Source organism: Streptomyces hyderabadensis, from assembly GCF_020404845.1.
Taxonomy (GTDB): Bacteria; Actinomycetota; Actinomycetes; order Streptomycetales; family Streptomycetaceae; genus Streptomyces; species Streptomyces hyderabadensis.
Map to the genome: position 1 here is coordinate 1 of NZ_JAIOJZ010000031.1, position 21,711 is coordinate 21,711.

Genomic DNA, 21,711 nt, shown 5'->3' on the forward strand with positions numbered 1-21,711 from the left:
GCTGCCGACCATGCGGTCCCAGTTCCCCGACCTGGTCACCCGGGCAGAACGGGAGCGCATGTCCTACCGGGGTTTCCTTGCCGAGCTGCTGATGGCCGAGTGCGAGGAACGTGACCGGCGCCGCTCGGAGCGGCGGATCAGGGCGCCGGGTTCCCCGTCAGAAGTGGCTGTCCGACTTCGACTACACCGCCAACCCGAACGCCGAGCCCGCGGTGGTCAACAACCTCGCGACCTGCGAATGGGTCCGCAAGGGCCAGCCGCTCTGCCTGATCGGCGACTCCGGCACCGGCAAGTCGCACTTGCTGATCGGTCTGGGCGCCGCTGCTGCCATGGCCGGCTACCGGGTCCGTTACGCGGTGGCCGCGAAACTCGTCAACGAGCTCGTCGAGGCCGCCGACGAGTAGCAGCTGACCAAGACGATCGCCCGCTACGGACGCGCTGACCTTCTCTGCGTCGACGAGCTCGGCTATCTCGAACTCGATCGCCGCGGCGCGGAGATGCTCTTCCAGGTCCTGACCGAACGCGAGGAGAAGAACAGCGTCACCATCGCCTCGAACGAGTCGTTCAGCGGCTGGACCAAGACATTCACCGACCCTCGCCTCTGCGCGGCCATCGTCGACCGCCTCACTTTCAACGGCACCATCATCGAGACCGACACCGAGTCCTACCGACTCGCCCGCACCAGGGCCGCGCAACGGAAGAACGGATAGAGGCCCGCCACCGCAGGCTCGGGAAGGCACTGGCAAGCTGGAGCCATGCCGCCGCTCTCCGACGATCAACAGCTGAGCGCTTTGTTCGAACAGGCGAACTCGCCTGCCTGGTCGGTCCGTGCTGCAGCCGGACGACAGCTCGCGGCCGCACCACGGACCGACCAGGGAACAGATGTCTTGCTCCGTCTTCTCCTGGACCCCGACGACACTGCCGTCACCAGGGAGACAGCGCAGGCACTGCTCGAACGCGGTGACACATCCGCCCTTCGACAGGTCCTCCTGGCGCTGGCCAGGGCCGCCTCCGAAGTCACCATGGACTGGCTCGCCGGCACCGTCCACGATCACTACGCGCGAGCGAGAGCAGCCGGTGAGGAAGAAGGCAGGCTGATCCGGCAACTGCACGAACTTGTGAGCGACCCAGACATGGGCGTCCGCCAGGAGGCGATCACTATGATCGCCGACCTGTCACCGGACCAGACCTGGCTCGGCCTGCCATCCGCCCCGCCTCACCTCGTCGATCACGACAACAGGTGGAGCCAGTCCAAAGCGGAAGCCGGGGCCGCTTCAAACCGGAACTCACGCTAAAACGATCTCTCGATGGGGCCACTTCACGCCGGAAAACCGGGGCCAAGTCAGACCGTTAAAGCCACGGCGCCGCTCCCAGGTCCTCACGCACTAGGGTGCGATGCCCGGGAATTCTGAGCTGCGGCATCGCACTGGATGCGTGTAGGGCCTGGGATCTTAGGGACGCTCCCCCGGCGAACTAGGGGATGGCCGGGGCGGGTTCGGTGAGGCGGTCCTGAAATGATCAGTAAGGGCCTGTTAGCTGGACGGAAGGAAGCACTCTTCAGGTGAAGAAGCGTATCGGGTTGTCACCGCGTGTCCGCATCGAGGGTCGCGGACGGGCGGTGGTCTCGCAGGCCGGGAGTGTGCTGGTCTCGTGCGAACGGCCAGGTGCTGCGGCGCGGGATCTGCGGGCGAGGACGGCCCGACCGCATCCTGCGCATCGAGGTCGACCAGCCCTGACTACGGCCTACACGACACCTCAACTTCGTTCTCCGGCAGCAAGGTGTACGTCAACGGATGCCCGCCGCCAGCTGGCGCCAGCGCGGTCCCGAGGCTGGTCGCCGAGGTGTGGTCGAGCGGGACGGTGCGGCCGGTGTAGCGCAGCCTGCCTGTGTCGTCTTAGCGGCCGAGCAGCAGCGTGCGGGGCGCGGCCGCGGATCCGGTGACGGCGCCGACGATGGCGTCGGCGGTGGTGCGGACCTACTGGCGAAGAGGCAGTGTTCCGGCCATGCACTGTTCCCGGCCGTGAGGCGGCACGGTGGAGATGACCGCCTGATCGCGAGAACGGGGGGAGATAGGCAACCGTCCCTCGCCAGCGGACGCGGTAGCGCAGTGCTTTGCCCTTGGGGGAGCATTGGCGCCGCGAGTAGTGCTTGGGTCATTGTCTGATGCGTGCGCGGATGGCGAGGACTCCGAGGGCGACGAGGGTGGGTTCGAGGAGGCGGGAAAGCCTCTCGATGTACGTGCCGAGGGTGGTGAGGTTCTGCCCACTGGAGCGGAAAACGACCGAGTTGATGGCGACGCGGGTGGCTTTCTCCGCGCGTTCCCAGGTGATGCGCTTGGACCACCCGCCATGCAGGGCGGGATCGAGGGGGGTCGTGTTGAGGCTGATCTTGCTGCCGTCCAGGGTTCCGGTGGTGGCGTGGACGGGACTATGGGTGGGCAAGCCGACGCCCATGAGGAGCAGCACGGTCACTGCCCATGGCGGTGAGCAGCCAGGTGAAGGCACAGGAGGCACGCAGGCCGTAGCCGGACAGCAACCAGTACCCCCGCAACAAGACGCGTTCGCCCTTCGTCGTGCCGGTCAGGTCGTGGCGGCGCATCTCGCATTCGCCGTAGTAGAAGTCGGCGGCACCGGGCTCGTTCTTGCCGTCCTCGAACGCTTTGCGCATCTGCCGGTACAGAGCGGCGACGTCTTCCGGATCGGGAGTACGGGCGGGGTCGGGGTGGTGCGGCCCGGGACGCCACAGTTGGGGATCCGGTACCGCACCTGCTGTGGAGACAGACTGGCCGGCGATATGGGCGCGCTAGTGGTGCTCCTCGGCAAGGACACGTCGGCGGGTGAAGCGGAGTGGCCGGATGCCGCGGCGGTGCCAGCCGGTGGGCGCGCCGGCGAAACTGATACGGCCCTCCAGGCGGATCTGGTCGAGATGGAAGGCCCCGGAGAACAGACAGTCGGACAGGTCGACGTCGGTCAGCACCAGGTGCGCAGCATCCACGCCCTGTACCGAGACGACCCGTACCTGGCCAGGGACGCGCGGCTGCGGGCCGGACCCTGCCAGCAGGTCCTCACTCACGGCGCTGTCGGCGTGCGTGAAGGGGTCAACGAGCAGTGGACGAGCGAACCGGCCCAGGTCATCGTCCTGTGGCCTGGTGAGAGGCAGCCGTTATCCGGTGGGAAGGCCCACGGCGAACTCCACGTCGCGTGCGAAGGGCGCTGTACGGCCCCTGGGGCCGAGGACCGCCAAGCCCTCGCCGCGCTACGCGACGCGCTCCACCGCGTGCACGTGGCGCAGGCGCGCCTGACCGTGGTGCAGGCCGGGTCCGGCCAGGTCAGCAGTCAGATCCGAAATCTGTTGGTCAAGGACCTCCGCAGGGCCTCGACCAGGAATGGAACCCGCCCGCACAGCGGTGGGGCGCCGACCGCCAGCTCCTCAACCGCTGCCAGCCGCTCGACGGCGCTCAGGGCGTCCCGGCAGTCCCGGCCCAGCGCAAGACCTGCCGCGAGTACGAGAACCGCGTCAGCACACTGACGCCGACATTCGGCCGTGTCCAGGTAGTCCGTGCCGGCCCCGTGAGGGTGTCAGACCTGGCCGTAACCGCCGTCGACCTGGTAGTCGGCGCCGTTGACGTGGGAGGCCGCGTCCGAGGCGACGAAGGAAATCACGGCAGCGACCTCTTCTGCGGTACCGGCCCGGGTCATCGGGGTCCCGGTGCCCATCGTGGCGATGAGCGCCTCGCGTTCCTCGGCGGTGGCGGCCAGCTGCGCGATACCGGGCGTATCCGTCGGGCCCGGGCTCACCACGTTCACCCGGATCCCGCGTGGGGTCAGCTCAAGGGCCCAGGTACGGGCGAGAGCGCGGACCCCGGCCTTGGAGGCCGCGTAGAGACTCCGCCCACGCGACGCCTTGTGAGCGGCCATCGAACCGGTGAGGACGATGACACCACCGTCCGCCAGCAGCGGCAGCGCCTTCTGGACGGTCATGATCGTGCCGGTGATGTTGACGTCGAAGACCGTCCTGATGACGTCCTCGGTGATGGTTCCCAGCGGTGCGGTCGCAATCGCCGCCGCGTTGACGACCAGCACGTCCAGCTGGCCGCTGCGCCGCTCCACCTGCGCGAAGAGCCGGTCGAGCTCGTCGGCCGCGCGCGAGTCGGCCCGCACCCCGATGACATCACCCGGTATGTCCGCGGCCGCCGCCGTCACGGCGTCCTGGTTCCGTCCCGTGATGTAGACAGTGCCGCCCCCTTCGGCGATCTTCCGCGCGGTGACGTGCCCGATACCGGCACTTCCACCCGTCACGACCGCGACCTTGTTGTGAAATGCGTTGCTCATGGAACTCGTCGTCCGTTCATCTGGGTAGCCGTCCTTGGGGAACGTCGTGCAAGACGTCCCGGAAAAGTCCTGAGGAACACAGGCGGTACGAGCCTGCGCCTTGTGCAGACACCGGTGCCAGAAGACTGCTGATACTGGTACTGGCAGCACCAGGCCGACGTCTCCCGGCTCTGGCACAGTGGACCTGTGCCGACAACCATGAACCGGACCGAACTACGGGATTTCCTGCGCTCACGACGCGCGCGGGTCTCACCCGAGGACGTCGGCATACCCGCGACAGTCCGTCGGCGCACCCCCGGACTGCGCCGCGAGGAGGTCGCCCAGCTGGCCGGTGTCGGCATCACCTGGTACACGTGGCTGGAGCAGGGGCGGCCGATCAACGTCAGCTCCCAGGTGCTCGACGCGGTGGCCCGCACGCTGTTTCTGAGCGCCGCCGAGCGTGACCACCTCTACCGTCTGGCCGAGGTCCCCCAGCCTCCGGCCGTCAGTGATCCGCCGATCGAGCTCCCCGGCCACCTCGACAGCGTCCTGGGAGCCCTGAACCCGTTGCCCGCCATGCTGGTCGACGCTCGCACCGACGTGCTGCGCTGGAACCGCGCATACGCGGCCCTGCACCCCGCGCTGGTCAGTGCTCCGCCCGGCAAGCGCAACACCCTCTGGCAGCTCTTCGCGGCCCCGGAGGGGCAACTCCGCGTCGTCAACCGCGACGAGCAGGCGCCCGAGGCCGTGGCAGGGTTCCGCTATCGCTACAGCCAGAATGCGGGCGACCCGCGATGGCAGGACTTCGTCGCCCGTCTGTGCACCGCCAGCCCGCTGTTCTCTCGGCTCTGGGCCACGCACGACGTTGCTCCACCGCACCTGTGCGACAAGCGCTACGACATCACGGGGATCGGCGAAGTGAGCCTGCGTGCGACCAGCATGGAACTGACCGACCACCCCGGCGTCCGCCTCGTCGTCCAGACCCCCACCGACACACGCAGCCGCGAGAACATCGACCGTCTGCTACGCCGGGCGACGCACCTGTGACGAATGGACCGAGGCCCGGGTATGGGCCAAGCTCCACCGCCTTGGTCCTGGACGAACTCGGCGCCCGCAGCGGACTGGACCGGTCGCGGTGCGCGATCGACTTCGTCAACGTCCGGACCCTCAAAGGGGCGTGAACGCCAACGTCTCGGGAGCCGATCACTACACTCCCGGCAGTAGGGGTGCCGGTAAGAATGTTCGGCCAGACCGGCGCCGACCAGGACGTCGGCGACGCGCTGCAGGTACGGCTTGACTTGCCGGGAGCGCAGTTCGATGGCGGCGCTGGACAGGATCGTGCGGTGTACCGCGTCCGGTAGCCGAGACGGGTCGCCGACGTCCTCTGAACGGAATCCGGCGCCCGTCGACAGCACTGGTGCTGCCGACCCCTCGCAGGCTCCCGACGTCACGCAGGCAGGGAGTCCGCCGGCGCGTAGGCAGAGCCTGTCAGGGACTGCCTCATCACAGCATCGGTGCGTTCATCGTGGAACTTGCTTCGGAACCGGCCTTGCCTGTCGCAGGGAACTGCTGGCACAGCGCAGCAGGTTGGACAGACTTATGCCTTGATGAGGAGAGTGCTGTCGCCATCTTCTGGTCAGCTGCCTGCTGTTCCTCTTCGTGGTATCGGCGGGTGGCTTCTGCAGTCCGGTCCTCGATCTGAGCCGGGATGGGTAACAGAAGGCGCGAGTCGCCGCGATATGCGCTGCATGTGTTTGGACCCATAGGAGCCAGCAAAGCGCAATGCGTCCATGTCGAGGCTGCGCGTGGTGAATGGGGTCGTCGAGTTCAGCCTCGGGCAGGGCGCCGGCCGGCGGAAGATGGTGATCTGTTCGCCACGATCTCATGGGCACTGCTCCTGACCGTGATCGGGGGAATCGGGTTACGCGCAGACGCGTACGGCCGTCGGGTGCGCCGCGAGGTCGCGGTGCACCCGACGGCGAGCTGCCGTGCGGGCGGAGTCGTGCTCCGCCCGCACGGGTTCTGTGCGAGGTCAGCGAGCGGCGACGTTGTCCGTGACCTCGGTTTCGGGAGCCGGCTCGGCGTCGGGTTGACGGGGTGCGATGTTCTTCGGGCCGCGCAGGGCGACGTAGACGAGCAGGGCGGCCATGACGGCGGCGCCGACCCACATGGACTGCTGCCAGCCATCGACGAAGGACTGCTGCGCGGCATGGATCAGATCCTGGGCGTGGCGTCCGGTGGTGGGCGCGGCCTCGATGGCGTTGGCGATGCCCCCGCGTGCGGTGTCCGCGGCCTCGTTGGGGATGCCGTCGAGCTTGCCGTCGATGGCGCTGCGGTAGCCGCTGGCCAGGAGCGCGCCGAGTGTCGCGATGCCGAGGGCGGTGCCGAACTCGCGGGTGACGTCGTTGAGTGCGGAGGCGACGCCCTGTTTGGCTCGGGGCAGGGAGCTGGTGATGGCCTCGGTGGAGGGTGTCATCGACAGGCCCATGCCGATGCCCATGACGATCATGCCGGCCAGGATGGACAGGTAGCCGCCGTCGACGGAGACGAACATCGCCATCAGCGCCAGGCCGAGCGCGGACAGGGCGACGCCTACCGTCATGGTGGAGCGGGCGCCGATCCTGGCGGCCACCTTGGGGGCCAGGCCCGAGCCCGTCATCATCATGACGGCCATCGGCATCAGCGCCACGGTGGACAGCAGCCCCGACATGCCGAGCACGGCCTGGAAGAACGGGAAGAGGACCACGGCGATACCGGCCTGGACGCCGAAGACGACCAGCAAGGTGATCGAGCCGCCGGCCAGTCCGCGCTCACGGAACAGGCGCACGTCCAACAGCGAAGCGTCGCGGCGGCGCAGCTCCCAGGCCACGAAGGCGACGGCGGCGGCGACGCCGACGGCCAGGCTGACCAGCGTGATGGGGGCGGTCCAGCCGCGCTCGGGGCCTTCCTGCAGGACGAAGATGAGACCGGTCACGGCGATAATGGAAAGCAGCGCGCCGATGGTGTCGAAGGAATGGGCGGAGCGTTCGCGGGAGGTGGGCACCGACTTCAGTGTCATCGCCAGCGCCACGGCCCCCAGGACCACGGGCAGTACGAACAGCCAGCGCCAGTCGGCGACGTCGACCAGCAAGGCGGAGAGGAACATGCCCACTATGCCGCCTCCTCCGGCGACACCGGTCCACACACCGATCGCCTTGCCGCGTTCCTCCTCGGGGAAGGTGGAGGTGATGACGGCCAGGGTGATCGGCATGATCATCGCGGCGCTGACGCCGGCGGCCACCCGGGCCGCGATCATCACCCCGGCCGTCGGGGCGAGTCCCGCGAGGACGCTGGCGGCGCCGAAGATGACCAACCCCGCGATCAGCATGGGCTTGCGTCCCAGGCGATCACCGATGGCGCCGAGCGGCAGCAGCAGCGCGGCCAGGGCAAGGGTGTAGCTGTTGATCATCCACAGGACGGCGCTCTGCGAGGCGCCGAACTCGACGGCCAGGTGGGTCTGGGCGACGCTCAGCCCCGACACCGAGGCGATGACAGCCATCAAAGCGATCGAGACGGTGATCAGGATCGCGCGCAGCTGACGCGCATCCGGAACACCCACTGCGCCGGACGATTCCGGCGTCTGTGGAGGCTGATGGGTACTCATGGTTTCCTTCCATAAAGGCATGCTGAATCAGCGCCGGGACAAGACCGGGCGCCAGTTGGGTGTGGTTGGTGGGGACTTGCTCACCGCGCGGACCACTGGACGGCGGCCGCGCGATGGTTCAGCAGCGGAGCTACAGGTCAGCCAGTGGTCTTCTGTGCCGCGGCGAGGGCGGCGTCGGTGTCTGACGTGGCCAGCATCGCGTTGATGTGGGAGCCGGCCAGCGCTCCGGCCGCGGCGGCGGCGCCGACCTGGGCGGCCAGGTCGGTGGCGTTGCCCGCCACCCACACGCCCGGGATCTCGGTGGTGCCGGCCATGGCGGAAGCGAAGCGGCGGCCCATGTTGTCGGGCAGGTCCTCCATGGGCAGCTTCAGCCCGTCCAGGCCCTCAGTGCGGGCCTCCATCCTTGTGGCGACGGTCAGGACCCGCCGTTCGACGAGGGTGCCGTCGGTCAGGCGGACGCCCCCGAGGGTGCCGTCGGTGTCGTTGACTACTTCCCTCACGTCGGTTTCGACGACGCGGATGCCCCGGGCGGCGAAGCGAGCGCGGGTATCGGAGTCCAGGTCGGTGCCGCGCGTGAAGTAGATCAGATCGTCCGTGAGCTGGCGGAAAAGCCAGGCGTGGTGAACGGACAGAGGGCCGGTGGCGAGGATGCCGATGGGCTCGTCGCGCACTTCCCAGCCGTGGCAGTAGGGGCAGTGCACCACGCTGTGGCCCCAGTGTCCGGCCAGTCCGGGTATCTCGGGCAGCACATCGCGCAGGCCGCTGGCCACCAGCACGCGGCGCGCCGTCAGGGTGCGGCCGTCGGCCAGGGTGACGGTGAACCGCAAGTCACCGTCGGCCGAGGGGGCGGCGGCTTCGGCCCCGGTCACCTCCCCGTAGACGATCCGGCCGCCGTACTGGCGTACCTGCTCGCGTCCGCGCTGGAGGATCTCGGGCGGTGGGGTGCCGTCCAGGACGATGAAGCCGTGCATGGCTGTGGCGGGGGCGTTGCGCGGGGTGCCGCTGTCGATCACGATGACCGAGCGCCGTGAGCGGGCCAGCATCAGCGCGCCGTTCAGGCCCGCGGCGCCGCCGCCGATCACCACCACGTCCACGGTGTCGGCGGGCAGTGCGTCGCTGTCGCCGCGGGAAGTCTGCGCAGACATGTCGCGCCCTCTCGTCCTCGTCGTACCTGGCCCCGTGCTGGACCCTCTGTGTTCGACGGTAAGCCCACATTGCATCAAGGGCATACGATGTTGCCCATGACGCAAGAAGATGGGCAGCTGGACAGCCTCGTACGCAAACGGATCCGCGCACTGCGCGTCGCACAGGGCTGGTCCCTGGAGGAACTGGCCACCCGGGCCAACCTCAGCCAGTCCTCACTGAGCCGCATCGAGAACGGTCAGCGCCGTCTCGCCCTGGACCAGCTCGTCACCCTCGCCCGTGCCCTGGACACCACCTTGGACCAGCTCGTGGAGAACGCCGCCGACGACGTCGTCATCAGCCCGACGATCGACGGCACCCACGGCATGATGCGCTGGCCCATAAAGGGCGACCCCGGCATGACCGTGATGCGCCAGCGGATGACCGACCCGCCGCCCGCCAACCCGGCCCGCATGCGCGCCCACCCCGGCCGCGAATGGCTCGTCGTGCTGTCCGGCACGGCTGTCCTCATGCTCGGCCACCGGCGCTTTCGCATCGAGACCTACCAGGCCGCCGAATTCCCCACGATGATGCCGCACGCCATCGGTGCTGAGGGTGGCCCCTGCGAGATCCTGGGCATCTTCGACCGCGACGCCCGCCGCTGTCACCAGAAAGACGCCGACACCGATGACTCCGAAGCCGACTGCACAGGCACCCAGGGTCCCTGTCCCTAGCGGGCCGCGGTCGGGTCAGTGGCCCAAGGTAAGGCGGGCGATCTTGCGTGCCGGGCAGCGCACCGAAGCACCTCTTTGCTTTATGCGCAATGAGGCGTGCGACAGACGCATGGCCTGCCTACGGTGAAGTCATGACCCACACTCCTCAGCACTCCCCCCACCACGGCCACGGTGGCCACCACCCCGGCCACAGCCATGGCGCACACCAGGCGCGCAGCGACGGCGGTCAGGCGGAGATCCTCGACCTGGATGCCGAGGTACTGGCCGAGCACATCGCGTCAATCACCGCCTGGCTGCCGCTGAAAGATCAGCCGCGCCACATCGTGGACCTGGGCTGCGGCACCGGCGCGGGCACCTTCGCCCTCCTCGAACGCTTCCCCGATGCGCACATCACCGCCGTCGACACGTCTGCCGAGCACCTGAAGCTCCTGCGCGGGAAGGCATGCGCCCGCGGCATCCAGGAGCGCGTACGGACCGTGCAGGCCGACCTCGACCACGACGACTGGCCCGACCTCGGCCAGCCGGACCTGGTGTGGGCCTCGGCCTCGATGCACCACATGGCGAACCCCGAACGCGCCCTGCGCAACGTCCGCGAACTGCTCGCCCCCGGCGGCCTGTTCGCCGTCGTCGAGCTCGCGGGCGTCCCCCGCTTCCTGCCCGCCCACGCCCCGGAGAACCGGCCCGGCCTCGAAGAGCGCGCCCATGCCGCGACCAACAGCTTCCACGCCGAGCGCGTTCCGCACCGCGGCGCCGACTGGGGCCCGATGCTGGCCGTCGCCGGCTTCACCGTCGAGGACGATCGCACCCTCACTGTCAGTGTCGCAGGGGCACGCAGCGAAGCGGTCGGCCGCTACGCCTACGGCATCTTGCAGCGCATCCGCAGCGTCGCCGCCCCCGCTCTCAGCCCCGAGGACCTCACCGCACTCGACGAGCTCCTGGACACCAGCAGCCCGAACAGCCTGCTGCTCCGCGAGGACCTCTCCGTACGCACCGAGCGCACGGTGTGGGCCGCCCGCCGCGCCTGACACGAGGCCAGGCACCCCCGGGTGCCTGTCGAGTCCGCATCGCCTCGCCCAGCCGAACCGCTCGCGAACGACGACTGCGGAGGGTGCCGCCTCCCCGAGCCCTGGCACCCGTCACCGGTCCGATGCGGCGCTGCGACCAGCACCGCCAAGTGCCCCGGCGAAAAGGGCCGCGTCACTGCCACAGGGAGCAGAACCATGGCCAGCAGTCATGAACAAGTTGCGGCAGCTACGGCTGAACTCCACGCCGAAACGCTCCGGCAGTTCGGCCAGTAGAGAAGCTCATCTGCATTCTCATGGTGCGCCAGACGGAATTCACGCTTCAGGTGGACGTTTTACGGGACCCTGCCGCCCCAGCGCGGAGACGATCGCCACCTGCGGGAGGGCTCCCACGAGCAGGGATCCCAGAGACAGGCCAGTCAGGCGGCAGCTGATCACTGGCTGGTCGGGGTGGGCGGGGAGTCAGGGATTTTTTTGGCGGCGGACGCGTAGGCAGGGTAATCCAGCTCAGCTCGGTTTTGCCTTGACCTAGCCGCCAAGCCCAGCCGCCGGTGCAAGAAGCGGTGCCATCGCCCAGCCCACACATCACCCAGAGGTCTTCCTTGCCGACCTCAGTCACACCGTTCACGTCGCCGACGGCCGCCAGGCTGGACGCCAGCGCCTCACCGAGTCCCGGATCGGTCACCTTCTGCCCCGCGGGAGCCTGGAAGACGATCTGCGCGGACTGGGTGTCGGGTGACGGGAAGTGACGGTCCATCTTCGTCAGCGCGGTCTGGGCGGGCGATCCGGGAATGGAACCGCTGTCCTCGAATTCGCCGGCGAGTGAGAAGCCCAGGCCGATCACCGCGCCCAGGGCCAGCAGGCACCCGACCAACGCGGGCGGAGAGCGCATGGCCCACCACTTGACCCTTACCGCCTGCTTCAGACCGGTGCGGCCGGCCGCGCGCGGTGACGTCGGGTTCTGCCCGAAGGTGTGTGGGGATACGTGACTCAGCCCTGGTCCCGCACCGTCGCGAGGCACTGGTCGTAGAGGTCTGCCAGGTCGATCCGTCCGTCATGTCCGGCCCAGAGTTCGGTTGCCGTGTCGATACAGGCGAAGACCGTCGCGACGATCGCTCTGGCCTGCGTGTCGGGAGCCGGGCGGCCGGGGCCGGTGCTCAGCCGCGCCCGGATGACGGGGACGAGTTCGGCCTGCCAGCGCAGTCGCTTCTCAATGTAGCGGGCGTGCAGCGAGGGCGTGTCGAAGATGAGGCGGGACAGTTCCAGCGCACGCTCAGGGGGGTGGTTGGCGGTCAGAATGACCTCGAAGCCGGCGCGCAGGGCGTCCCAGGCGGACATCTCGGCCGGCTGCTGCTCGACGGTCCGTTTCAGCAGCTCGCCCAGCGCCTCCTGGTCGCCGCAGACCAGGTCCTCCTTCGTGCCGAAGTAGCGGAACAGGGAGCGCTGCGAGATCCCCGCCTCCCGCGCGATCTGCGCGACCGTCGTCCGCTCGTAGCCCTGCTCGGCGAACAGGCGTACCGCCGTACCCAGGATCGCCTGGACGGCAACCTGCCGCGAACGCTCCCACAAGGTCGTCATGGACATCAGAGTACCCCTCTAGACAGCAACCGCCTACGTGGCATTAACTGCCAGGAAGGCAGCGACTGAAAGAAGGACGACCATGCCAGCCGTCGACTACCACGGACACACCACCCTCATCACCGGGGCCAGCGCGGGCCTCGGCGCCGAGTTCGCCCGCCAGCTCGCCGCCCGCGGCTCCGACCTGGTGCTGGTGGCCCGCCGCAGGGACCGCTTGGAGAAGCTGGCCACCGAACTGCGCGACCAGCATCGGATCCAGGTGCACGTGCTGGAGATGGACCTGGCCACGGAACACCCCGGGCAGGCGCTGGCCGCGCAGGTGGCCCAGCTCGGCCTGCACATTACGAGCCTGATCAACAACGCCGGGTTCGCCACCTTCGGCCCCTTCCACCAGGCGGACCCGGACCGGCTGCGCCGGGAGATCGCGGTGGACGTGACCGCGGTCGCCGACATCAGCCGCGCCTTCATCGGCCACCTGCGTACCGCGGGCCGCGGAGTACTGGTCAACGTGGCGAGCATGGCCGCCTACCAGCCCAACCCGCGCATGGCGCTCTACGGGGCGACCAAGGCGTTCGTACTGAGCCTCACCGAGGCGCTGTGGGAGGAGTCACGCGGCACCGGTCTGCGGGTGCTGGCCCTGTCCCCCGGAGCGACCCGGACCGAGTTCTTCGACGTCGTGGGCACCCCACAGGCCGCCGGAGGGACCAGGCTCGCCTCACCCGTCGATGTCGTCCGCACCGCGCTGGCCGCCCTGGACCGAAGGAACCCGCCGCCCAGCGTCATCGCAGGCCGCATGAACCGGGTGATGGCCTTCCTCGCCCGACGCCTGGCCACCCGGCGCCAGGTCATCCGGGCGATCGGCCGGCTCACCGCCAAGGAGGCATGACCAAGGAGGCATGACCAGGGCCGGAAAGGCCGTAGTGACTCCGGACCTCATGCCGGTCATCTCCGTCACTGGGGCGTAGCCGTTCCGAGGACGACCCGCGCCGGTCGGGCGGGGGGAGAAGTCCGTGACGGGGCTGCCGGACCAGGCGCCCGTAAGGTCAGACACGCTCGTCCGGGTGCGACACCGGCGCGCGATGCTGCCGGCCTCGGCCGGCGGAAACGGGGTCCCGGTGATCGCCGAGCTGGTCCAGGCCGCCACCACCCGCCCGACCAGGCTCGGCCAGCCCTGCGCCCGCTGGTCCATCCGCGAACTCGCCGCCTGCCTGCGGAAAGTGCACGGCCGTGTGTTTTGGGGCGGCCGCGAGGCATTACGGTGCCTGCCGGCGCTGGGCTCCCGCCGGTCGCCCCGAGCGCCATCCCGTGACTTACCACCGCACACACGGGGTGCGGTACTTCCACGGCTGCCGCTCCGCCGGAGACGACCGGCTGTGGGGTGTCGACCGCCGCAACAAGGGTGCGGTGAACGCCTCTGCGGCAGTCCACGACCGCCAACTCCCACTACCGCAACCACAGCCTGCAGACCCGGGTCCTACACGCCTACCTGCGCTGGGGCGGACGCCCTCTCGCCACTGCGGCCTGAAGCTCCGGCGAACCCCGAACCTCATGCACTCACAGCACTAGGGCCTGTCTCTTCGATCACGATCGGAGCCAGTTGAGGAGTGCGGAGGCTGTCACGGTGCCGCCGGGCTGGACGTGGCCGCGCGGTGGTAGCGGGTGATCGCGACCCACGGGTGGCTACTCAAGTCCACCGAGGTGGAGGAGATCTTGGAGCTCACCGAGCTTCGCGGTCGACAGGGCTCCCGCCCGCTCGATCAGGTCTTCCCGGGTGAGGCTGACCAGCCAAGTGCAGGGGATGAGGCCTGGACGCGGGAGTGCGACTCGCAGGACACCTTCAAGAGATAGTCCTTCGGAGGCGCCTACTGCCAGCTCAGCGGCAACGCCGCTGAGCTCGGTGCCCGCAGGATCGACGACCTGCATCGCCCGGACCTCGGAATCTACTTCCCCCGAGAGCAGCACGACCAGGCGCCGCTCGCCGAAATCCGCCCACCAGACTTCGCCTCGTTGCATAGGTCCTCCTGACACAGAACGGCGGGCGAACACTGCTGTGCGCCCGGTTTCGAATAGCCCATTGTCGGCCCCAAAAGCTCCAGCCGATCACGAGCGGAGCCAGATGAGGAGTGCTGCGGCGGTGACGGTGCTGAGGTAGACGTATCCGCGCTTGTCATACCGGGTGGCCACGGCTCTGAACTGCTTCAGCTTTCCGATGGCCCGCTCCACCGTGTTGCGATCTTTGTACCGCTCCTTGTCGAAGCCCAGGGGCCGTCCTCCTCGTGAACCCCAGCGTAGGCGGGCGGCCTTGTGGTCCTTCTTCTCCGGGATCACATGCCGGATCCCGCGCTTGCGGAGGTAGGCGCGGATCATACGGTTGCTGTACGCCCTGTCGGCTCCGACGCTGTCCGGCGTGCGGCGAGGACGCCCGAGCCCCATGCGGGGAACTCGGATCTTGTCCATGACCGGCTCGAACTGGGTGCAGTCCGCCCGCTGTCCCGGCGTGATGAGCAGGGACAGCGGGCGGCAGCGGCCCTCTGCAGCGATGTGGATTTTGGTGGTCAGCCCGCCGCGGGACCGGCCGAGGGCTTCGCCTGCTGCACCGCCTCCTCCAGCAGGTCGCGCAGGCTCACCACCGCCGGCAGTCGTCGAACCGATCTTTGCAGAGCCCCTTTTGAGGAGCCCGGCGGTGCGGGCGGTGGGCCCTTGGGCGCCCCCGCGGCGTGCTGGTGAGCACGCGCAACGGTGGAGTCGACGTTGATGTTCCAGTCGATGCCGCCATCGGCATCGGCGACAGACTGGACGTGCTGGAGGAGCCTCTCCCAGGTGCCGTCAGCCGACCACAGCAAGTGCCGTTTGTGAGCGGTCTTCCACGGCCCGAAGCGTTCGGGCAGCTCTCGCCACTGCACTCCGGTGCTCAACCGGTGAATGATCCCGTTGATCACCTGTCGGTGATCGCGCCACCGGCCGCACCGGTTGTTGCTCACTGGCAGCAGCGGTTCCAGCACAGCCCACTCGGCGTCGGTCAGATCCCCCCGACTCATCATGACCAGAACAACGAGCTGCATGATCGAAGAGACACGCCTTAGCCGGCCGAACCGACCAAGGTCTCGAAGCCTGAGCTGTCGCAGTAGGACACCGCACGCCCCTCAGCCCCGATGTCGCCGCCGACCGCGTTGACAGTGTCATCGACGATGTCGGAACCACCGTGTGCCAGGCTTGCCCGGTCAAGCCTTTTCGAGGCCTCGATGACCGCATGCGCTGCCAATTCGGTGTTGTCGAATTCGGGCGGCTGGACACTCTGTCCGTCACCGGCATCGGCGTCGGGCTCGCCGGTTGCCGTGGCGTGCGCCATGTCCTGCCAGGTCCCCAGCTTGGTGCAGTAGTCCCGTTGTCGCTCCTTGGCCTGCGCTGGATCGTCCGACGAACAACTGCTCATCAGGACAGCGGCAACGACAACGATCGCTGCTCGCCCGGCTGCTCGTGCAATCCCACTGCTGTGCTGCAAGGACATGCCCTCCCCGAAGCTGCCGCCACAGAGTACGGATCAGGAAGGTGTCACCTCCCACCGATCTCCACGCCTCATCAGCACCTGATCGACGCCGAGTTGAGAGTACACGGCCAACGGGGCGAACCCCCTTGCGGCCTGCACCGAGCCGAACGGGATGCGCCGCCCGGCTACCAGCCGGCTTTCACCGCGTCGTAGGCCGTACGACAGTCGGCGTTGGTGGCGTCCGCGGCCAGCCTCTCCATGGAGTCGCGCCAGACCTTCTTGGCCACCCGCTCCATCTCCCGGGTCTCGGCCGGGACGTTGGGGGCGTGCTTCTTGATCGTCGCCAGCGCGGACCTGGCGAACTTGTTGCACACGGGTCCGGCGGCGTTCCGGTAGCGGCTGTCCAGGTCGGTCGCGACCGCCTGGCCATTCTGGGTCGCCCAGGTGTTCCAGGCGGCGCACGCCGCCTCGGTGAACACTGCCTGGTCGGCCTCGCTCAGCCCCAGCACCTCGCCCGTCATGGTGCTCTTGGCCTTGTCCGGGACCGTGAAGTCCACGACGGGGAACTTGTCGAGTGTTTCGAGCAGCGCTTCCTGACACGCGGGCGGCAGCGCAGCGGCCTGTGCGGTGGCGGGGACGGCCGGCGTGGAGACGCAGACCAGGGCCGCGGTGAGGACGGCGTGCCGGGCGGTACGCGAGAGAGAAGACATGGGGCGGTGCTCCTTGCACTGGTGAACGGGTCGTTCCGGGCACCGATCCAGCGCCCGACGGCTACTGAACGATCACCGCCCACCCAGGTCACGGGCGCATCGGCGGGACAGGAGGCGCACACGGAGTCGACGGCCGTCCGTGCGACGGACGGAGCCCCCCCCCGGGCGGCCCCGGGGCAGCCGGGCGGTCAGGCGGTCAGGCGGTCAGGCGGTCAGGCGGTCAGGCGGACCCCACCGTTTCCGGCGCCGGGCCGGACTCCGCCAAAGGCCGGTGAACACCAGGGTCCCCGGTCGCTCCGGCGCCGTGCTGCGCGGGAAGCGGTGGCTTCGTGTACCCCACGAGCGCGTTCCGGGTACGTCGGCGGAAGACCAGGAATCCCGCCGCCGACGCGCCGGTGAGCCAGAGGCACTGGGTCAGGAGCGCCCGGCCGCCCGGCGCGTCGGAGAAGGCGGCGGACATGCTGGCCTGAACCGCTCCGTAGGTCGGGAGGAAGCGCACGACAGCACTGTCGGACCCGGAGCTGGAGAGGGGGTTCTGCAGAGCGACGTCCAGGACGCTGATCATCAGGATGGCGAACATCCCTTCGACCTCGCGCCGGAGCACCGACCCGAAGATCACGCCGAGCGCGCCGTAGGTGAGGGCGGCGCCGAACAGCGCGGCGGTGAGCAGCAGGGGCTGTCGCGGTGTCCAGGCGAAACCGGCGGCGGCGGTGGCGTACACGGAGATCGCGACGCAGACCAGCGTGAGCGCGGACAGCTTGGCGAGGACGAGGTGGTACCGGGGATAGCCCGCCATCGCCAGCCGGCGGTCGAAGGCTCCCCCGGTGAACGTGGCCGCGAACATCATGAACCCCGCGATGAGGGTGACCGCGTTCAGTGCGCCGGTGATCTGGGTGAGGTGGTTGCCGGGCGGGGAGAGCACCTCGCCGGTCGCCCGGAGCCGGAAGGGGGCGGGCCGATCAGGGATCGTCACATAGGCGAGGGCGATCCACACCGGGATGTACACGACCACCAGCAGCATCGCGAACCGGTTGCGGGCGTGTCCGATCAGCGCGTAGCGCGATGCCGTGACGAACAGGGACAGGTGCCCTCTCACGCCGCGACCTCCGTAGGCCGTTCCTGGGTGTGCAGGCGCCCGTCCTCCAGTCGCCAGAGCCGGTCCAGCCGGTCGATGTCGTACGCCAGGTGCGAGACGACCAGGACCGAACGCCCGGCGTCGCGCAGCCCGGCCGCCAGTTCCCAGAAGCGCAGGTAGGTCTCCCAGTCGAAGCCCTGGTAAGGCTCATCCAGCAGGAGTACGTCCGGGTCGTGCATGAGCGCCAGGGTCAGGTTGAGCTTCTGTCGCGAGCCGCCGCTGAGCCGGCCCGCGCGCTGGTCGAGGTACTCGGTGAAGGCGAGTGTCTCCATCACCTCCTCGGCCCGTTCGAGCCCGGCGAGGCCGAACGCGCTTTTGAAGAAGTCGAGATGCTGGCGGACGGTGAAGGAGTCGTCCAGCACCACGGTCTGCGGACAGTAGCCGAACCTGCCGCTGTGGTGCACGGCCCCCCGGTCCGGACGGAGTTCACCGGAGAGGATCTTCAGCAGGGTCGTCTTGCCCGCACCGTTCTCGCCGACGATCCCGGCCAGGGTGCCGGGCTTCAGCCGGAGGTCGACGCCCCGCAGCACGGCGTGCTGCCGGTAGGAGTGGTGCACATCGTGGACGTCCATCGCTTCGCTCCGTCATACCTGGCCTGCGGACCGCGGATCCGTTCCGCGCGTGCCCAACGAGCCGGCCGGGCGGGGGAAACGGCAGCCGTCAGAGCGGCCCCCGTGCGGTGTCAACCTGGCGCCCGCCCGTCACGCGTGCGGCGGGAAGCCTGCCCGGGACCGCCTCGGCTGCCGGGGCGGCGGCTACCGTGACCGGGCTCGGAGCGGTCGTACCCATCTGACGTGAAAGGCCGGTCAGCCATGCGGAGAACGTGCGTGATCGGAGCCGGCCCGTCCGGCCTGGCCGCGAGCAGAGTCCTCGCCGCGCGCGGCATCCCGTTCGACTGCTTTGAGGCGGGCTCGGGCATCGGCGGGCTCTGGCGCTACGGCAACGACAACGGCATGTCGGGGGTGTACGCGTCGCTGCACGCGAACATCTCCAAGGAGAGCATGTCCTTTTCCTCACTGCCGATGCCGGAGCACTACCCGGTCTTTCCGCACCACACCCAGGTCCTCGCCTACCTGGAGAGCTACGCGGAGACCTTCAGACTGCACGGTCGCATCGGGCTGCGTACGGAGGTCACCTCCGTACGTCCTCTGGAGGGCGGCGGCTGGGAGGTCACCCGCCGGAGCCGAGGAGCGGCGGAGGCGGAGACCGATCGGTACACCGAGGTGGTGGTGGCCAACGGGCACCACTGGGACCCGCGTCTTCCGGACCCCGCCGTGCCCGGGGCCGGGGTGTTCGAAGGCTCCGCCGTGCACGCGCACGCCTACCGCTCCCCCGAGCCGTACGCCGGGCGGCGGGTGCTCGTCGTCGGGACGGGCAACTCCGGGTGCGAGATCGCGGCGGAGATCTCGCGTTCGGCGGCCCGGACGTATCTCTCCGCCCGCGCCGTGCCGCACGTGTTCCCGAAGATGCTGCTCGGGCGGCCCGCGGACCACTGGGCGGTGAGCCGGGCGGCCGCTCTGCCCCGCTTCCTCAAGGACCCGGCGATGGCACTTCTGCTGCGGCTGGCCCGTGGGGCCCCCGCGCTCTACGGGCTCCCCGAACCGGTACGGCGGCCGCTCGCCGCCCACCCCTCCACGTCGGACGAACTCCTCGTCCAGCTGGCCCGGGGCGCGGTCACGGTGAAGCCCGGAATCCGTTCTTTCGGCAGGGACTCGGCGTTCTTCACGGACGGCAGCCGCGAGACCGTGGACGCGGTGGTGTACGCCACCGGGTACTCGCTGTCCTTCCCGTTCCTGGACCCCGCCGTCTTCGCTGCGCCGGACGGCCGCACCGAGCTGTATCTGCGCACGGTGCCGCCCCGGCTTCCCGGGCTCTTCTTCATGGGGCTCGCACAACCTGCGGGAGCGGCCTTCCCGTTGCTCGAACCGCAGGCCGCATGGATCGCCGACCTGATCGAAGGGGAGGTCCTGCTGCCGACGCCCGCGGAGATGACCCGGTCGATCGCCCGTGCGCGGGAACGGCACGAGAAGGTCTACGCGCCGACCTACCGGCACGGGATCGAGATCGACATCCGCGCCTACCGGCGGGCCCTTCGTCGGGAGCTGTGGGCGGGCAGGCGCCGAGCGCGCCGGGCAACCGCTCGCCGCCCCGGCGCGCCTTGGCCCGCTCCGGTGTCCGACCCAGCGTGACCAGCTCTCCCGTGCCGGCAGGGGGCGGGGCCGACCACGTACGGGCACGGGGCGGCAGGGGCCGCGCCCTGGCCCGTACACCCGCTCATCCCCGCCGTACGCTCTCCTCCAGCTCCCGCACGGCCTGCTCCCACAGCTCCGGCAGCAGCTCGCCCAGCGGCAGGGCGCGGTCGGCGAGGAAGGACACCTCCGCCCAGTCGCCGAAGAACGACAGCCCCACTCCGCAGAGGTGTCCCGGCACGAGGAGTGGCAGCAGGGCCGTCCCCGTCACCCGGGTCTCCCCCAGGCTCCCCTTTTCGGCGAGCGGCATGGAGGTGGCCATGACGTTGGTGACGCGGGGGGACAGCATCCTGCGCAGGTACCACGCGGTGGGACGGTCCGGCATGTGGCGGACCAGGTCCTGAACGGCCTGTCGCCAGGTGTGGCCCCGCAGCTTCCGGGTCACTGCCATGATCTGGTCGAGCCGTCGCAGCGGCGCCTCCTCGTCCGGGGAGCCGTCCGGGCGCTCCGGGGTGGGGCCAACCGGCAGGTCGACCGGAAGGGCGAAGCAGCGGTTGCCCCAGGTCTGCTCCTCCTCCGCCCGCCGGGCGTCGACGGGCAGCACGGCCGTCACCCGGGGCAGTGGCACGCCGGAGCGGGCCGCCCACACCGACAACGCCCCGGCCAGCGCGGCGAGATGGGCGTCGTGGGCCGAGCCACCGCGTCCGGCGCCGATCAGCCGCAGGGTGTCCATGGGGACGCGTCCCCGCCACAGCCGCCGTTCACCGGTAGGGGCGAAGGCCGGGTCCGGGCGGTGTCCGCGTACGGCGAAGGTGCGCGCCAGGAACCTCGTTGCCAGCGCGGCGGCCGTGCCGAACCGCCGGGGCACGCCGACCACGCCGCTCCCGCCCGGCAGTGGACGCGCTGATGGCTCCCCGTCGCCCAGCATCGCGCGGAACGTCATGGCGGCGGCCGAGCCGTCCTGGCAGGCGTGGAGGAAGCGGTAGCAGAGGGCGTACGCGTCGGGTTCGTGGCCGTGGATCAGCCAGACCCCCCAGTAGGCGCCGGGCGCGAACGGGGCGTTGAGCGCGCTGTGCAGGGCGGTGTCCCAGTCGGCGGGTCCGTCGGCCACCACCTCGTACACGTGCCGGTCGACGGGAAAGTCCTCGGACGGCTGCCACCCGGGCCGTCTGCCTCCCGTCACCCGGCTGGTGAGCAGCGGCAGTTCACCGAGCCGGAACGCCACGTAGGCACGCAGATCGGCCAGGCTCGGGGGCGGGCCGCTGAGGTACGCGACGCCGCCCGCGTCCCAGCGGACGTCGGGGCGGCGGCGCTCCAGGTCGAGGAACGCGCGGTCGACCGCGTGGGTGGGATGACGGGGCGGGGGGACGGAACGCTTCGGCCGGTCGGACCCCGCAGAGGGGGCCGCCGGCGCGGTGGGCGGGGCGGACACGGTGGACTGCTCGGAATCGGGCATGCGGGTGCGGGCTCCCGTTCGGGCCGAGGCGGTCGCGATGACCACCGGTGGCGTGACAGAGGTACGGCGGCGCGCGAAGGGCGGGGACTCCGGCGGCCGGGCGCCCCATCCGTCCGAGCCGGTCGCGCTGCCGGGACCGGCGGCTCACCAGGATGACCGGCAACCGGGACAGCGTCGGCCAGTTGCGGCGGCCCGTCCCGGCTCCGCGGGCGGGTACCGGACGGTTCCGCGACGGTCGCCGCCCACCCGCTATCCGCACCTCGTGGCCTCGTTTTCCCGTGCCGCGGCGGGGTCCCGGCGCCCGGCGAGCGCGGCCGTGTCCCC

The 21,711-nt window shown here is 69.7% G+C and carries 20 protein-coding genes and 2 pseudogenes; 8 read left to right on the forward strand and 14 right to left on the reverse strand.

The features are described from left to right. A pseudogene (gene istB, locus K7854_RS23075) lies at nt 1-710 on the forward strand (IS21-like element helper ATPase IstB); the annotation flags it as partial. A gap of 45 nt (nt 711-755) precedes the next feature. Continuing rightward, nucleotides 756-1,295 (forward strand): hypothetical protein, encoded by a 540-nt coding sequence (locus tag K7854_RS23080; RefSeq protein ID WP_226028460.1) that lies wholly within the window; start codon nt 756-758, stop codon nt 1,293-1,295. Nucleotides 1,296-2,154: 859 nt separating this feature from the next. On the opposite strand, the gene K7854_RS23085 is transcribed toward K7854_RS23080, so the two are convergent. The 4 genes from K7854_RS23085 to K7854_RS23100 all read right to left on the reverse strand — a co-directional run bounded on the left by K7854_RS23085 (nt 2,155) and on the right by K7854_RS23100 (nt 4,332). After that, entirely contained in the window at nt 2,155-2,442 is a 288-nt protein-coding gene (locus K7854_RS23085; protein WP_226028461.1) for a hypothetical protein, read from the reverse strand. Then, nucleotides 2,429-2,668, reverse strand: coding sequence for a hypothetical protein (locus tag K7854_RS23090; protein WP_226028462.1), 240 nt, complete (start codon nt 2,666-2,668; stop codon nt 2,429-2,431). The genes K7854_RS23085 and K7854_RS23090 overlap by 14 nt, the downstream gene beginning before the upstream one ends. A gap of 135 nt (nt 2,669-2,803) precedes the next feature. Continuing rightward, nucleotides 2,804-2,995, reverse strand: a complete 192-nt coding sequence (locus K7854_RS23095; protein ID WP_226028463.1) for a hypothetical protein — start codon at nt 2,993-2,995, stop codon at nt 2,804-2,806. A gap of 584 nt (nt 2,996-3,579) precedes the next feature. Continuing rightward, nucleotides 3,580-4,332 (reverse strand): SDR family NAD(P)-dependent oxidoreductase, encoded by a 753-nt coding sequence (locus K7854_RS23100; protein WP_226028464.1) that lies wholly within the window; start codon nt 4,330-4,332, stop codon nt 3,580-3,582. Between the two features lie 186 nt (nt 4,333-4,518). Here K7854_RS23100 and K7854_RS23105 point away from each other — a divergent pair, with 186 nt between their 5' ends. Beyond that, the gene (locus K7854_RS23105; RefSeq protein ID WP_226028465.1) at nt 4,519-5,358 is read left to right on the forward strand and encodes a helix-turn-helix transcriptional regulator; all 840 of its coding nucleotides are present in this window, start codon (nt 4,519-4,521) and stop codon (nt 5,356-5,358) included. After that, a pseudogene (locus K7854_RS23110) lies at nt 5,348-5,486 on the forward strand (IS5/IS1182 family transposase); the annotation flags it as partial. The gene K7854_RS23105 and the pseudogene K7854_RS23110, both read left to right, overlap by 11 nt. 857 nt (nt 5,487-6,343) lie before the next feature. Here K7854_RS23110 and K7854_RS23115 read toward each other — a convergent pair. Together K7854_RS23115 and K7854_RS23120 are read right to left on the reverse strand one after the other, a co-directional pair. Further along, nucleotides 6,344-7,954: an MFS transporter gene (locus K7854_RS23115; RefSeq protein ID WP_226028466.1), complete on the reverse strand. Its 1,611-nt coding sequence runs from the start codon at nt 7,952-7,954 to the stop codon at nt 6,344-6,346. A 137-nt stretch (nt 7,955-8,091) separates the two neighbouring features. Then, nucleotides 8,092-9,099 (reverse strand): NAD(P)/FAD-dependent oxidoreductase, encoded by a 1,008-nt coding sequence (locus K7854_RS23120; RefSeq protein ID WP_226028467.1) that lies wholly within the window; start codon nt 9,097-9,099, stop codon nt 8,092-8,094. 96 nt (nt 9,100-9,195) lie between these two features. Between K7854_RS23120 and K7854_RS23125 the strand changes: the two genes are divergently transcribed. Continuing rightward, nucleotides 9,196-9,810: a helix-turn-helix domain-containing protein gene (locus tag K7854_RS23125; RefSeq protein WP_226028468.1), complete on the forward strand. Its 615-nt coding sequence runs from the start codon at nt 9,196-9,198 to the stop codon at nt 9,808-9,810. A gap of 131 nt (nt 9,811-9,941) precedes the next feature. Then, complete coding sequence (locus K7854_RS23130) at nt 9,942-10,835, forward strand: class I SAM-dependent methyltransferase (protein ID WP_226028469.1); 894 nt, start codon at nt 9,942-9,944, stop codon at nt 10,833-10,835. 987 nt (nt 10,836-11,822) lie between these two features. Here the strand turns inward: K7854_RS23130 and K7854_RS23135 are convergent. After that, entirely contained in the window at nt 11,823-12,410 is a 588-nt protein-coding gene (locus K7854_RS23135) for a TetR/AcrR family transcriptional regulator (protein ID WP_226028470.1), read from the reverse strand. A gap of 82 nt (nt 12,411-12,492) precedes the next feature. On the opposite strand from K7854_RS23135, the gene K7854_RS23140 reads away from it, so the two are divergent. Beyond that, nucleotides 12,493-13,296 (forward strand): SDR family NAD(P)-dependent oxidoreductase, encoded by an 804-nt coding sequence (locus K7854_RS23140; protein WP_226028471.1) that lies wholly within the window; start codon nt 12,493-12,495, stop codon nt 13,294-13,296. Between the two features lie 794 nt (nt 13,297-14,090). On the opposite strand, the gene K7854_RS23150 is transcribed toward K7854_RS23140, so the two are convergent. From K7854_RS23150 to K7854_RS23175, 6 genes are all read right to left on the reverse strand, one after another. Beyond that, entirely contained in the window at nt 14,091-14,423 is a 333-nt protein-coding gene (locus K7854_RS23150) for a type II toxin-antitoxin system PemK/MazF family toxin (RefSeq protein WP_121710788.1), read from the reverse strand. A gap of 87 nt (nt 14,424-14,510) precedes the next feature. After that, a protein-coding gene (locus K7854_RS23155; protein WP_226028519.1) for an IS5 family transposase occupies nt 14,511-15,448 on the reverse strand; the annotation gives its coding sequence in 2 pieces (ribosomal slippage) (nt 14,511-15,049 and nt 15,049-15,448; 939 coding nt in all). A gap of 41 nt (nt 15,449-15,489) precedes the next feature. Further along, complete coding sequence (locus K7854_RS23160; RefSeq protein ID WP_226028472.1) at nt 15,490-15,918, reverse strand: hypothetical protein; 429 nt, start codon at nt 15,916-15,918, stop codon at nt 15,490-15,492. Between the two features lie 164 nt (nt 15,919-16,082). Continuing rightward, complete coding sequence (locus K7854_RS23165) at nt 16,083-16,607, reverse strand: hypothetical protein (RefSeq protein ID WP_226028473.1); 525 nt, start codon at nt 16,605-16,607, stop codon at nt 16,083-16,085. Nucleotides 16,608-16,827: 220 nt separating this feature from the next. Next, on the reverse strand, nt 16,828-17,703 hold the full coding sequence (locus tag K7854_RS23170) for an ABC transporter permease (protein WP_226028474.1): 876 nt from the start codon (nt 17,701-17,703) through the stop codon (nt 16,828-16,830). Then, complete coding sequence (locus K7854_RS23175) at nt 17,700-18,314, reverse strand: ABC transporter ATP-binding protein (RefSeq protein WP_226028475.1); 615 nt, start codon at nt 18,312-18,314, stop codon at nt 17,700-17,702. Before K7854_RS23175 ends, K7854_RS23170 begins: the two co-directional genes overlap by 4 nt. Nucleotides 18,315-18,569: 255 nt before the next feature. On the opposite strand from K7854_RS23175, the gene K7854_RS23180 reads away from it, so the two are divergent. Beyond that, nucleotides 18,570-19,931, forward strand: a complete 1,362-nt coding sequence (locus tag K7854_RS23180) for a flavin-containing monooxygenase (RefSeq protein ID WP_308112555.1) — start codon at nt 18,570-18,572, stop codon at nt 19,929-19,931. Nucleotides 19,932-20,016: 85 nt separating this feature from the next. On the opposite strand, the gene K7854_RS23185 is transcribed toward K7854_RS23180, so the two are convergent. Further along, nucleotides 20,017-21,363: a hypothetical protein gene (locus tag K7854_RS23185; RefSeq protein ID WP_226028520.1), complete on the reverse strand. Its 1,347-nt coding sequence runs from the start codon at nt 21,361-21,363 to the stop codon at nt 20,017-20,019. Between the last annotated feature and the right edge of the window lie 348 nt (nt 21,364-21,711).